This is a genomic window from Duganella qianjiadongensis (assembly GCF_009857915.1).
Taxonomy (GTDB): Bacteria; Pseudomonadota; Gammaproteobacteria; order Burkholderiales; family Burkholderiaceae_D; genus Rugamonas; species Rugamonas qianjiadongensis.
The window spans coordinates 519870-532116 of record NZ_WWCM01000001.1 but is presented as its reverse complement, the minus strand read 5'-3'; the positions used below and the strand labels follow the sequence as shown (position 1 = coordinate 532116).

Below are 12247 nucleotides of genomic sequence, written 5' to 3'. Positions count from 1 at the left end.
CATCAGTGAGAGGCCGCCTTGCTGCTCTGGCGGCTGACGCCTTTGCTGGCCTGTTCCGAGCCGCTCGGGCCCGCTTCGCTGCTTGCCGCCTGCTGCGCTTTGGCACGCGCGGCCGATTGCCGGCTTTCGCCCCCTTTGCGCCCTATGGTGGCCATGTGGGCGCGGTCGCGGCTGACCGCTTCGCCCCCTTTCTGACCGGCCCGACGGGCTTCCTCGCTGTCGAACTCGTGCGCCGTACCCTTCTGGTGGGCGGCCTGGCCGCCTTTGCTGGCGATGCTGCGCTGGGTCGCTTCGTCCATGGCGGCAAAGCCCCGCTTGGCGCTGCCCTTGGGTTTGATGTTTTCGTTGCCGGAATTACTGGCCATATGTCCTCCTTGGTGGTGTGGTGGCGATGCGTCGGATAGTGGGGCAGTGCTCGCTGCCCTGCATGATTAGAGAAGCAAGGTTGACGAAAGTTCCAGTCCGGTGCGGCGATTAGTGGTGCGTACGCGAGGCGGCAACGGTGCTCTGGACGCTGGCGCGGGGCGCGGCATTGCTGGCCCGTTTGCTGGCCTGCTCCAGCTTGCGCTCCATGGCCGTCAGGTGTTCGTGCGCGGTTTGCAGCATGCCGGAATGGGTCATGCTGAGGATGTCGACCAGTTGCTGCTGGTAGTGCTGCCATGGCTGCAGCGGCGGGAGCAGGACGCTGCTCCAGTCGCCGGCCTGCTTGCCGGCGAGCCAGCGGCCATGGCTATCGCCAAGCTCGGCCAGCAGGTCGCGGCCCAGTTGCAGATGCAGTTCGCTCAGGCGCTGCATGGAGGTAATGATGTGCTGTCCCAGTTGCTGGTACAGGTTGATGATCTGTTCATAGGCGGGGGCGGGCAGGGGAGGCTGCGGGTTGCTAGGCATGATGTAAGCTCCTGATTCGGTGACATAGTCCGGCCTGGCCGGTAGGAAGATAGAGGCTGGTTGCTACGAAAAGTTCCCGGCCTTGCGCTGGCAAGTGTTGCATCTAACGGGGGATAGGGGCGCCACGCTGCTGTTGAATTGGGCAGTTCCGGCCCAGCCGTGCGACAATACCGGCCTTGTATGAATTCTAACGATGGTAGAAATGAGCAATCCCGAATACATTCTGACTCTCTCTTGCCTCGATCAGCGCGGTATCGTGCATCGCGTGTCGGGCTTCCTGGCCGAGCATGGCTGCAACATCATCGATTCGGCCCAGTTCGGGGATAGCCAGTCGCAGCTGTTCTTCATGCGCGTGCACTTCGCGCTCGAAGATAGCGGCCTCGGCGATGCGGCCCTGCGCGCCGATTTCGCCACGCTGGCCGCCAGCATGGGGCTGGACTGGGAGTTGCGCGATGCCCACTACAAGCCGCGCGTGATGCTGATGGTGTCGAAGATCGGCCATTGCCTCAACGATCTGCTGTTCCGCTACAAGAGCGGTCTGCTGCCGGTGGAAATTCCCGCCATCGTGTCCAATCACATGGATTTCTACCAGCTGGCCGCCAGCTACAATATTCCGTTCCACTATCTGCCGCTGGCGACCGGTGCGTCGGACGAAGTGAAACTGGCGCAGGAAGCCAGGATTATCGAGCTGATCAACTCGCACCAGATCGATCTGGTGGTGCTGGCGCGCTACATGCAGATCCTGTCGCCCAGCCTGTGCACAGCGCTCAAGGGCAAGGCTATCAACATCCACCATTCCTTCCTGCCCAGCTTCAAGGGCGCCAAGCCTTATGCGCAGGCGCACCAGCGCGGCGTCAAGCTGATCGGCGCCACCGCCCACTTCGTCACTGGCGATCTGGACGAAGGCCCTATCATCGAGCAGGATGTGGAACGGGTCGATCACTCGATGGATGCCGACACCCTGTCCGCCATCGGCCGCGATGTCGAATGCGTGGTGCTGGCGCGTGCCGTGAAATGGTTTGTCGAGCACCGCGTTTTACAGAATGGCGACAAGACCGTCGTCTTCAAATAACACTAAAGAGTAGTCCTGATGGCCCTTAAAGCAACAATTTACAAAGCCGATCTATCGATTGCGGACATGGACCGCAATTATTACGCGTCGCCCGCGCTGACCATGGCGCGCCATCCGTCCGAAACGGATGAGCGCATGATGGTGCGGCTGGTGGCCTATGCCATCCATGCCAACGAAGCGCTGAGCTTTACCAAAGGTCTGTTCGATGTGGAAGAGCCGGATCTGTGGCAGAAAGACCTGACCGGCGCCATCGAGCTGTGGATAGAAGTGGGCCAGCCCGACGAGAAAGTACTGCTCAAGGCCTGTGGCCGTTCCGAGCATGTGGTGGTGTACAGCTATGCGGCTACCAGCCACATCTGGTGGAAAGGGCTGGCGAACAAGGTAGAGCGCTGCAAGAACCTGAGTGTGATCAATCTGAATGCCGATGCCACCGAGCAGCTGGGCCGCATGGCCCAGCGCACCATGCAGCTGCAATGCACCATACAGGATGGCCAGATCTGGCTGACCGATGGCACCACGACAGTGGAAGTCGGCCGCGAAATCCTGAAAAGCGAACGCGATTAAGCTGGCCGGTCCGGGCCGGTTTGGCCGGTCCGGGCCGGTTTGGCCCGGACTGTCTTGCGCCCCGCCTATCTGACCACGGCGCCGCCTTTCATCACCCACTGCACGCGCTCCAGCGTGGTCACATCTTTCAGTGGATCGCCATCGACGGCGATGATGTCGGCAAATTTCCCTGCTTCGATACTGCCCACGCGGTCAGCCCAGCCCAGCAGCTCGCTGGCGTTGACGGTGGCGCTGCGGATGGCCTGCAGCGGCGTCATGCCCAGTTTCACCAGCACGGCAAACTCGCGCCCGTTCAGACCGTGCGGATACACGGCAGCATCGGTGCCGAAGGCAACCGGCACGCCCGCCTTGATGGCGCGGGCGATATTCTGCCGCGCCGTCGGCAGCACCACCTTGGCCTTTTCCAGCAGCGGTGCCGGCAGCTTGATGGCTTCGGCATTGGCGATCAGCCAGTCGCCCAGATACAGGGTAGGCACCAGCCAGGTCTTGTGTTCCTTCATCAGCTTGATGCCTTCATCATCGATGTAGGAACCATGCTCGATCGAATCCACCCCGGCCAGCACGGCCAGCTTGATGCCGTCGCCACCGTGGGCATGCGCGGCCACTTTGCGGCCCAGCCGGTGCGCGTCGCTGATGATGGCTTTGAGTTCTTCCAGCGTGTACTGGGACGTGCGCGGGTCGTCGCCGAACGACAGCACGCCGCCGGTGGCGCAGATCTTGATGACGTCGGCGCCGTATTTGATATTGCGGCGGGTAACCTTGAGTGCTTCGTCGACGCCATCGGCCACGCCCAGACTGACGCTCTTGTATTCGGGCGCATGCATGGTGTCGTCGCAGTGGCCGCCGGTAATGCCCATGGCAGGGCCGGACGCAGCGATGCGCGGGCCCGGCATTTCGCCATCGTTGATGGCGTCGCGCAGGCCGATGTCGGTATAGGCTTCGGCGCCCAGATTGCGCACCGTGGTGAAGCCGGCCTGCACGGTCAGGCGGGCATTCTTGGCGCCAGTCATGGTCATCCGCGGCACGGATTTGGCAACCACGGAATAGCCGGCATCCTGCGGATCGCCGGTCAGGTGGGTGTGCATGTCGATCAGGCCGGGCAGCAGGGTCTTGTTGCCCAGATCGATCACCTGGGCGCCGGCCGGTATCGCCAGCTTGCTGCCGGCGGCCGTAATGCGCTCGCCGTCGATGAGAATGACGGCAGAGTCCATCATCGTGCCGCTGCGTACATCGAGCATGTGGGCGGCCTTGATGGCGGTGATCGCGGCGCTGGCGTGGCTGCTCAGGCCGAGGCCTAGCAGGGCCAGACTGAGGGCGCTCAGAGCGCTCCAGCGTGGGTAGTCGAGTTTCAAATCATTCTCCCCTGAGATAGCTACTTGGTTGGCCTACACTTAGTTGCCTACATTTAGTTGCCTACACTTAGGCATGCAGCTAGCGTAACTGTCCCGCTGGGGCGGCGCCATCATATTGTTGATGTGTGCCGATCTACAACAGCTGGCTGGGGCGGGCGATGCGGTATCATGCGGCCTTGAAACGATATACCGACGCTGCAATGCAGCAGAAACTGGACTTACATGCTGATCATCACCATCAAACAGGGCAAGGAAAAGAGCTTGCTGGCCGGCGACCCGTGGATCTACCCCACCGCCATAGAACGGGTGGATGGCAAGCCGCAGGAAAAATCGAAACCGGGCTCGACGGCCATCGTGCAGACTTCGTCGCGCCAGTTTATCGGCCGCGCTGCCTATAACGCCCATTCGCAGATCCGTGCCCGCATGTGGAGCTACAAGGAAGACGAGCCGGTCGATCACGCCATGATCAAGCGGCGCGTCAAGGCGGCCGTGGCCAAGCGCCTGCCGGCGCTGCGCGCGGCCGGGCCGAATGCGCTGCTGCCGCTGGTGCTGGGCGAGGAAGATGGCCTGTCCGGCCTGCTGGTGCATAGCTGGAGCGGGCAGGATGGTTATCTGATCTGCCAGTTCAATTCCGGCGGCGTGGAAGCGTGGAAGGTGGCGATCGTACAGGCTTTGCTGGCCGAGACCGGCTGCCCCAATGTGTACCAGCGTTCCGATGAGCTGATCCGCAAGGGAGAAGGCCTGCCGTTTATCTCGCGGGTGCTGGCCGGTGAAGAACCGCCTGATCATGTATTGGTGATTGAGGGCAATCAGCGTTACAGTATGGATCTGTGCACGGGCTTCAAATTCCCGAAATTGCGCAGTTAAATACCTGCTTTAACTTTTTGCCTCGCGGAGACTACTGAGCTGATGGACCAATATCAATCGTCGCAAATTCGTACCCTGACCTATATCGAGAACGAAGACCATCCGGTGTTCGGTACGCTGGTCGAACAGATACTCCACCTGCTCAATACCAAGCTGATTTTCAGCGACATCCTGATCCACCAGAACAGCCCGCTGCTGCTGCGCCAGCCTAGCGGGCTGGTGGCGGTGACGGATACGCCCATCACACGGGAAGAGCTGCAGGAATTCTTCGAAGTGGTCGAGCCCAACTGGGCCGAGCGCATACAGGACCGGGCTTTCGACCGTGCCGTCGATCTGCACACGGCGCGCATCCGCGCCAACTGCTTCAGCTTCCAGGGCAAGAAGCGGCTCGGTTGCGTGATCCGCCGCTTCCCGCGCGAACCCATGCCGCTGGCGCAGCTGGGCCTGCGCCAGGCCGAGCAGAACTTCGCCAAACTCACCAGCGGGCTGGTGCTGATCATCGGCGATACCTGTCAGGGCAAGTCCACCACCATTGCGGCCATGCTGGACGAGATCAACAAGCACCGCTCGGGCCACATCATCACCATCGAAGATCCGGTGGAAACGCTGATCCCGCAGCGCCAGTGCGTGATCACCCAGCGCGAGGTAGGCTATGACGGCGACGTCGAGAGCTTCTATCTGGGCGCGCTCGATGCACTGCGCGAGCGTCCCGACGTCATCGTGATCGGCGAAATCCGCGATGCCCAGACGGCGCAGGAAGCGCTGGCGCTGGCCGAATCGGGCCCGCTGGTGCTGGCCTCGCTGCATGCGCGTTCCACCGAACTGGGGCTGCAGAAGATGCTGCGCCTGCTGGGCAATACCGAGCCGCAGGCACAGGCGCTGGCCCACGCGCTGCGCGGCGTGCTGTGTCAGGCGCTGCTGCCGTCGGTGGACGGTGAGCGCTATTATCTGGCTACCGAATGCCTGACCTCGAATCCGGAGGTGGTGAACATGATTGCCGGCGGCCAGATCGGCGCTTTGCGTAGCTGGATGGAGAGCAAGCCGCAGCAAGGCTGCCACACCATGAACGACTCGCTGCGCAAGCTGCTGGCCGCCGGTAAAGTGAAGCTGGACGATGCGCGCAATGCCACCACCGACCGGCTGGGCTTTGCTGCGCAGACCTGATCGCTGGTCAGTCAGCACCTGATCCGGCGCGCTGCTGCCAGCGCGCCGCCGTGAGCGCAGCGGTGCTGATACTGTCTAGTCGAGCGGCACGCTGCGGTACTGGTTCACCTCGCTGGCGCTGACCGGCGCGGCCTGATTGCCCCAGCTGGCGCGCACATAGGTCAGCACCTGTGCCACTTCCATATCGCTGAGCACAGGGCCGAAAGGCGGCATGCTGTAGGGCCGCGGGTTGCCTGCCGTGGCCGGCGCAAAGCCGCCGTTCAGCACCATGCGGATAGGGTTGACGGTCGCCGTCATCGTCAGCGCGCGATTGCCGGCTAGTGCCGGATAGGCCGGCGCCTGTCCGCGCCCCGTGCTGCCATGGCAATCGGCGCAATGCTGTGTATAGAGTTTTTCTCCCGCCGCCAGAAACGCTGGCAGAACCACGCTGCTGCCGCCATCTTTCGGCGCGGCGCTGGCACTGGCCGGCAGCGATTGCAGATACTGCGCCATGGCGCGCAGATCGGCATCGTCCAGATGCTGCAGGCTGCGGCTCACCACTTCCGCCATCGGCCCGCTCACGCTGGCGTCCCCGCTGACCCCGGTTTTCAGTAACTGCACGATGTGCTCCTGCGGCCAGCGCTGCAGGCCCGCTTGATCGGCTGCAGTCAGCGACGGCGCATACCAGCCCTGCATGGACAGCATTGCGCCAGCCAGTGATTCGCCTTCGCTGGCGCCCAGCCAGTTGCGCGGGCTATGGCATGCGCTGCAATGTGCCGGTCCCTGCACCAGATAGGCGCCACGGTTCCATTCGGCCGATTTAGCCGCATCGGCGCGGTACACGCCGGGGCGGAAGTACAGCGCGCGCCAGCCGGCCAGCAAGATCTGCTGGTTGTAGGGGAAACGCAGCTGGTGCGGCGCATTGGCGGCTTGGATGGCTGGCAGCGACTGCAGATAGGCATACAGTGCATCGCTGTCTTCGCGCGGCATGCGCGTGTAGCTGGTGTAGGGGAAGGCCGGATAGAGCAGGCGCCCATCCTTGCTGACGCCGTTATGCAGGGCGCGCCAGAAATCGTCCGCGCTCCAGCTGCCGAGGCCGGTGGCGCGGTCGGGCGTGATATTCGGCGTGTGCATGGCGCCGAACGGCGTGGCCAGCAGGCGGCCACCGGCAAAGGCTGCGCCACCGCGCGCCGTGTGGCAGGCCATGCAGTCGCCAGCCAGCGCCAGATACGCGCCACGGCTGCGCTGCTGTTCCGTGCTGAAGGCGCCCGTACGGGCCGGCGGGCCGGGATCATCGCGTCCCGCCAGTGCCAGCCAGCCGGCCAGCAGCAGGAGCAGCAGTAAGAGCGCAAAGAGGGCAAGTAGCAAGCGGCGGCGCATAGCTGAGGCCTAGGGGCGTTGGGCGCTGTCCGCCATGCTGCCGCAGGCGAGCGGCAGAGGACGGGCAGGGCGGGCGGCAGGGTGGACATCGGCCGGCACGGGCTGGCGGCTCAGCCACTGGGAAATGGCTGCCACGTCGGTGACGGACAGGCGCTCGGCAATGCCGGCCATGCAATCGGGTGCTGCCGCGTGGCGGGTGTGGTTGCGCCATGCGCCGAACTGGGCGTTGATGTAGTCGCCGGGCAGACCGAGCAAGCCCGGGATGGCAGGCTGCACGCCGCCCAGCGTGGCGCCATGGCAGGCGGTGCAGGCCGGTATCTTGCGCTCGGCGTCGCCCTGTTCGACCAGTGTCTGGCCGCGTGCCAGCTGGGCCTGGGTGGCGCTGGCGCTCTGACCCGCCAGCGGCGGATAGCTGGGCGCGAGGCGGGAAAAATAGTCGGCCATTTCGGCCAGATAGGCATCGCTCTGATGCGCCACCATATAGGTCATCAAAGGGTAGTTGCGCCGGCCTGCGCGGAAGTTGAGCAGCTGGTTATACAGATAGCCTGCCGGCTTGCCGGCGATGCGGGGGAAATAGGCGTCGCGCTTTTCTTCTCTGGCGTGGCAGCTGATGCAGGCAGCCAGGCGCTGCGCCAGCGTATCAGGCACGGTGGCAGCGCGCGCAGGCAGGCCGGCGCAGGCCAGCAGAATGGCGAGCAGTGCGCTAGGTCTTACGGCAGGGAATGTCGGCATGCCTATCCTTGACTAAAAAACATGTTCAAGGATACCAGAAGCTGGGCAGTGGCGTGACCATCACGAGCAGCCGCTTGCATGGCTGCTGCTTACGCGGCTGGCTGGGGCGGTTTGGGGAATTTGATCGGCTTCACTGGCGGCAGCTTGCGGCCTATGGCTTGAACGTGCAGGTAGATGCGCAGTGCCACCTGGGCGTCGTCGGCAGCATACAGAATCTGCTTGTCGTTCAGTTGCGGCAAGGCCCAGTTGGTGACCGAAATCTTTTTGGATTTCTGCAGTGTCTGGCCAAAGAATTTGGCGACTGCCGTTTTGGCGCCCAGATCGTTGCGCTGGCCCGGTTCGCGCAGCGCCACCGACAGGTCGACGATGCCGCCGCAGCGGATATCGAGTTTGGCGTGCAGGCGCTTCACATCATCGGACAGGCCGAAACCGATTTTCAGTGGCGCCACCGGTTCCAGTATCGCTTTCAGTATCGCCAGCATGGGTTCGGCCGTGTGGCTGCCGATCTGGAACAGATAGGCATGCTCGCTGGTGGCAAACTGGATCAGATGGGGGCCGGTAGAGACTTCGCCCTTGGTGAAAGTGGGCTTGGATTCCGTGTCGAAGCCGATGGCGGCGCAGGCCAGCAAGGCATCGCGCGCCGCCATGGCCTGCTCTAGCGAGCGGACCATGGTGACGGCGCTGATCCGTATGCCGGGGTAGGGCGGTAATTCTGCAGCCTCGTCGGCCGCTGGCAGTGCCTGCTCCAACTTAGCCTTTGCGCGAGAATTTCGCCGCCAGCTGGCTCAGTTTTTCTGCGTGCACGCGGGCCGCTTCGGCCGCTGCCGCTGCTTCGCGTTCCGCTTTTTTGCGTTCGGCTTCTTTCTTGTGGCGCTCTTTCAGCACCTGGGTGGCATGGGCGCGGTGCTCGTCGGTGACTTCGGCGCCCGGTTTGCCATCGAGATCGTGCCGCTGTTTGGCTTTTTCCATCACTTTCAGGTAGCGCAGCGAACCTGTATGGATGCCCAGCGCAGCGCGCATGGTTTTGCGGTCCAGTTCGGGCAGGGCCGCCAGCACCTGCTTATCGATACCGATAGACAGTGGCAGGAAATCGCGGAAAGCCGGGAATTGCGTCTGTAATTGCTTGAGCAGGCTGCGCGGGGTCAGGGCAGCTTTGGCCGGCGCAGGCGTAGCTGCTGGCGTGTCGGCTGGTGGCGTTGGGGTAGTGCTAGTGTTCATCGACTTCATAATTTAAAGCAAGAGGCGTGAGCATATCATGGGCACCTGTGGATTGCAGTGCATTTTGGTTTATCATAGCAAATTGATCACGTCCGTTGCACACTGCAGAGACGCAGAGGAAGTGGCGGCACAGGTGCGCGCGTGGCCTAAACCGTGTATAATAGCCGACGCACTAATGCAGGACAGTGCGATTCAGTTTGGTACAGGATGCGATGTGAACGGTTAGACGGGGTGGCTGATAGACGGTTGCCCTTGTTATATGGTTTTAAGATATCGGGTTGTAATATTAGCCTTTAGCCCGGTGTTTCGCTATACGGCACAGTTTTGCCCTCTCCCTATTCTTCACTGAAAAGAGAAATCAGCCCGTAGCAGGACGCGGGCTTTTTTTATTCCGTTAGTTATTCCGTTAGAACCTCGTCAGCAAACTACAACACCCGCTATGCGCGCACCGGGTCACCGGCAGCGCCAGCCATGGCAATGTAATTTCTGGCGTAAGCGCAAGAGAGATTTTTAATGACGAAAACGCCGAAAACTTTAACGCTGTCCGGTAAAGCCGCCCGCACCAGCTCCGCGACGCTGGTGGTGCCGAAAACGACTTTATCGTACGTGATCGATAGTGCGCAAGAGGCAGCAAGTAAAGTTACGGTGGTCAAAAAGAAAACCCGTCTGAGCGCCGCTGCGGAAGCGGCCAATATCGATGCACCTGCTGCCACCCAGGCTGCCGTGAGCACCGATGCGCCGGTGAAAGCCGTACGCGTGAGCCGCAAGGCCGCTGCGGTGCCGGCCGCCGATGGCGACGTTGCTGCGGCAGCGGCACCGGCGGTAAGCGTCAAGGCCAAATCCAAACTGGTGAAGGCCGCCAAGGCCGAACCGGCACCGGTGATCATCACCACCGCCGGCCCGGTAGTCAGTCAGGTGACCGATGCCGCCACGCTGGCCTCGATCGACACCTCGGGCTACCTGCTGCCTAGCGTGAAAGTGCCGGGCCGCCGTGGCCGCAAGCCGTCCGAGTTCACCCCGGAAAACGATGAAGTCGCTGCACTCAATGCGGTGGAACGCGCCGAACTGAAAGCCGTTTCCAAAGCCCGCGAGCGTAAAGCCAAGGGCGCAGCCGATCTGATGGGCATGGATCCTAAGAGCTCGGCAGAAGATCTGGAGCGCCGGCGCAACCAGATCAAGAACCTGATCAATATGGGTAAGGAGCGTGGCTTCCTGACCTATGCCGAGATCAATGACCAGCTGCCGGAAAATATTATCGATCCGGAAGCCATCGAAGGCATCATCGCCACCTTCAACGACATGGGCATCGCCATCTACGAGCGCGCGCCTGATGCCGAATCGCTGCTGCTGAGCGATAGCGTGGCGACCGTGACCTCGGACGATGAAGTGGAAGCCGCTGCTGCCACGGCACTGTCGACGGTGGATTCGGATTTCGGCCGTACCACCGATCCGGTGCGTATGTATATGCGCGAAATGGGCGCCGTGGCACTGCTGACGCGCGAAGGCGAGATCGAGATCGCCAAGCGTATCGAAGGCGGCCTGAAAGACATGATCCAGGCGATTTCGGCCTGCCCGACCACCATCGCGGAAATCATCGCGCTGGCCCGCAAGATCGAAGCGGACGAGCTGAAAGTGGACGAAGTGGTTGATGGCTTCGTTGACCTTAACGAAGCTAGCGCCGCTCCGGCTGCCGCCGCCAGCAGCACCGTGGCGGGCGACGAGGACGACGAAGAGGAAGTGGAAGTCGAGGAAGAAGACGGTGACGCCGGCGGCGGCGCTGCTGGCTTCTCGACCGAGCAGCTGGCGCAGCTGAAAAAGTCGGCGCTGGAAAAGTTCGAACTGATCTCGGCCCAGTACGACAAGATGCGCAAAGCCACGGGTGGCTATGGTTCGAAAGGCTATATGGCAGCGCAGGAAGCCATTTCGGCCGAACTGCTGGGCATACGTTTCACCGCCAAAGTGGTGGAAAAGCTGTGCGATACCCTGCGTGGCCAGATGGAAGAAGTACGCCACATCGAGCGCGCCGTGCTGGAACTGTGCGTCAACAAATGCGGCATGCCGCGCGCCCACTTCATCAAGGTTTTCCCCGGCAATGAATGCGATCTGGACTGGGTGGACGGCGAAGTCGATAGCGGCTATCCGTACAGCGCCATTCTGGGCCGTAACGTGCCGGCGGTAAAAGAGCTGCAGAAAAAGATGATAGACCTGCAGGCCCGCGTGGCACTGCCGCTGGCTGATCTGCGCAAGATCAATAAGCAGATGGCCGCCGGCGAGAAACGCGCCCGTCAGGCCAAGCGCGAAATGACGGTCGCCAACTTGCGTCTGGTGATTTCCATCGCCAAGAAATACATCAACCGCGGTCTGCAATTCCTTGATCTGATTCAGGAAGGCAACATCGGTCTGCTCAAGGCGGTGGACAAGTTCGAATACCGCCGCGGCTACAAGTTCTCGACTTATGCCACGTGGTGGATCCGTCAGGCGATTACCCGTTCCATCGCCGACATGGCCCGTACCATCCGCGTGCCGGTGCACATGATCGAGACCATCAACAAGATGAACCGCATCTCGCGCCAGATCATGCAGGAAACGGGTAGCGAGCCGGATCTGGCCACGCTGGCCGTGAAGATGGAAATGCCGGAAAATAAAGTGCGTGAAATCATGAAGATCGCCAAAGAGCCGATCTCGATGGAAACGCCGATGGGTGAAGACGGTGATTCGCAACTGGGCGACTTCATCGAAGACAACACCACGCTGGCCCCGCTGGACGCGGCGCTGCACGCGTCGATGCGCAACGTCATCAAGGAAGTGCTGGATTCGCTGACCCCGCGCGAAGCCAAGGTGCTGCGCATGCGCTATGGCGTGGAAATGTCGAACGACCACACGCTGGAAGAAGTGGGCAAGCAGTTCGACGTGACGCGCGAGCGTATCCGCCAGATCGAAGCCAAGGCCATGAGCAAGCTGCGCCAGCCTTCGCGCTCGGACAAGCTGAAAACCTTCCTGACGCAAAACTAAACACCGACACCTGCATCAG

12 protein-coding genes are annotated in these 12247 nt (G+C 62.0%); 5 read left to right on the top strand and 7 right to left on the bottom strand.

The features are described 5' to 3' along the window. Nucleotides 1–2: 2 nt before the first annotated feature. Together GTP27_RS02405 and GTP27_RS02400 are read right to left on the bottom strand one after the other, a co-directional pair. The gene (locus GTP27_RS02405) at nucleotides 3–365 is read right to left on the bottom strand and encodes a KGG domain-containing protein (RefSeq protein WP_161037559.1); all 363 of its coding nucleotides are present in this window, start codon (nucleotides 363–365) and stop codon (nucleotides 3–5) included. Nucleotides 366–474: 109 nt separating this feature from the next. Further along, a complete protein-coding gene (locus GTP27_RS02400; RefSeq protein WP_161037558.1) occupies nucleotides 475–888 on the bottom strand; it encodes a hypothetical protein in 414 nt (137 codons plus the stop codon). 202 nt (nucleotides 889–1090) lie between these two features. On the opposite strand from GTP27_RS02400, the gene purU reads away from it, so the two are divergent. Then, nucleotides 1091–1960: a formyltetrahydrofolate deformylase gene (gene purU, locus GTP27_RS02395; protein WP_161037557.1), complete on the top strand. Its 870-nt coding sequence runs from the start codon at nucleotides 1091–1093 to the stop codon at nucleotides 1958–1960. Between the two features lie 18 nt (nucleotides 1961–1978). Then, complete coding sequence (locus GTP27_RS02390) at nucleotides 1979–2524, top strand: YaeQ family protein (protein WP_161037556.1); 546 nt, start codon at nucleotides 1979–1981, stop codon at nucleotides 2522–2524. Nucleotides 2525–2589: 65 nt separating this feature from the next. On the opposite strand, the gene GTP27_RS02385 is transcribed toward GTP27_RS02390, so the two are convergent. Next, entirely contained in the window at nucleotides 2590–3876 is a 1287-nt protein-coding gene (locus GTP27_RS02385; protein ID WP_229633323.1) for a Xaa-Pro dipeptidase, read from the bottom strand. Nucleotides 3877–4098: 222 nt separating this feature from the next. Here GTP27_RS02385 and GTP27_RS02380 point away from each other — a divergent pair, with 222 nt between their 5' ends. Together GTP27_RS02380 and GTP27_RS02375 are read left to right on the top strand one after the other, a co-directional pair. After that, entirely contained in the window at nucleotides 4099–4743 is a 645-nt protein-coding gene (locus GTP27_RS02380; protein ID WP_161037555.1) for a class I SAM-dependent rRNA methyltransferase, read from the top strand. Between the two features lie 42 nt (nucleotides 4744–4785). Then, entirely contained in the window at nucleotides 4786–5907 is a 1122-nt protein-coding gene (locus GTP27_RS02375; RefSeq protein WP_161037554.1) for a type IV pilus twitching motility protein PilT, read from the top strand. A gap of 75 nt (nucleotides 5908–5982) precedes the next feature. On the opposite strand, the gene GTP27_RS02370 is transcribed toward GTP27_RS02375, so the two are convergent. The 4 genes from GTP27_RS02370 to GTP27_RS02355 all read right to left on the bottom strand — a co-directional run bounded on the left by GTP27_RS02370 (nucleotide 5983) and on the right by GTP27_RS02355 (nucleotide 9225). Further along, nucleotides 5983–7266 (bottom strand): c-type cytochrome, encoded by a 1284-nt coding sequence (locus GTP27_RS02370; RefSeq protein WP_161037553.1) that lies wholly within the window; start codon nucleotides 7264–7266, stop codon nucleotides 5983–5985. 9 nt (nucleotides 7267–7275) lie between these two features. Beyond that, nucleotides 7276–7998 (bottom strand): c-type cytochrome, encoded by a 723-nt coding sequence (locus tag GTP27_RS02365; RefSeq protein ID WP_161037552.1) that lies wholly within the window; start codon nucleotides 7996–7998, stop codon nucleotides 7276–7278. Nucleotides 7999–8087: 89 nt separating this feature from the next. Beyond that, nucleotides 8088–8669, bottom strand: coding sequence for a 3'-5' exonuclease (locus tag GTP27_RS02360; RefSeq protein ID WP_161037702.1), 582 nt, complete (start codon nucleotides 8667–8669; stop codon nucleotides 8088–8090). 79 nt (nucleotides 8670–8748) lie between these two features. After that, entirely contained in the window at nucleotides 8749–9225 is a 477-nt protein-coding gene (locus GTP27_RS02355) for a ProQ/FINO family protein (RefSeq protein ID WP_161037551.1), read from the bottom strand. A gap of 504 nt (nucleotides 9226–9729) precedes the next feature. Between GTP27_RS02355 and rpoD the strand changes: the two genes are divergently transcribed. Beyond that, complete coding sequence (rpoD, locus tag GTP27_RS02350) at nucleotides 9730–12228, top strand: RNA polymerase sigma factor RpoD (protein WP_161037550.1); 2499 nt, start codon at nucleotides 9730–9732, stop codon at nucleotides 12226–12228. The last annotated feature ends 19 nt before the right edge of the window (nucleotides 12229–12247 follow it).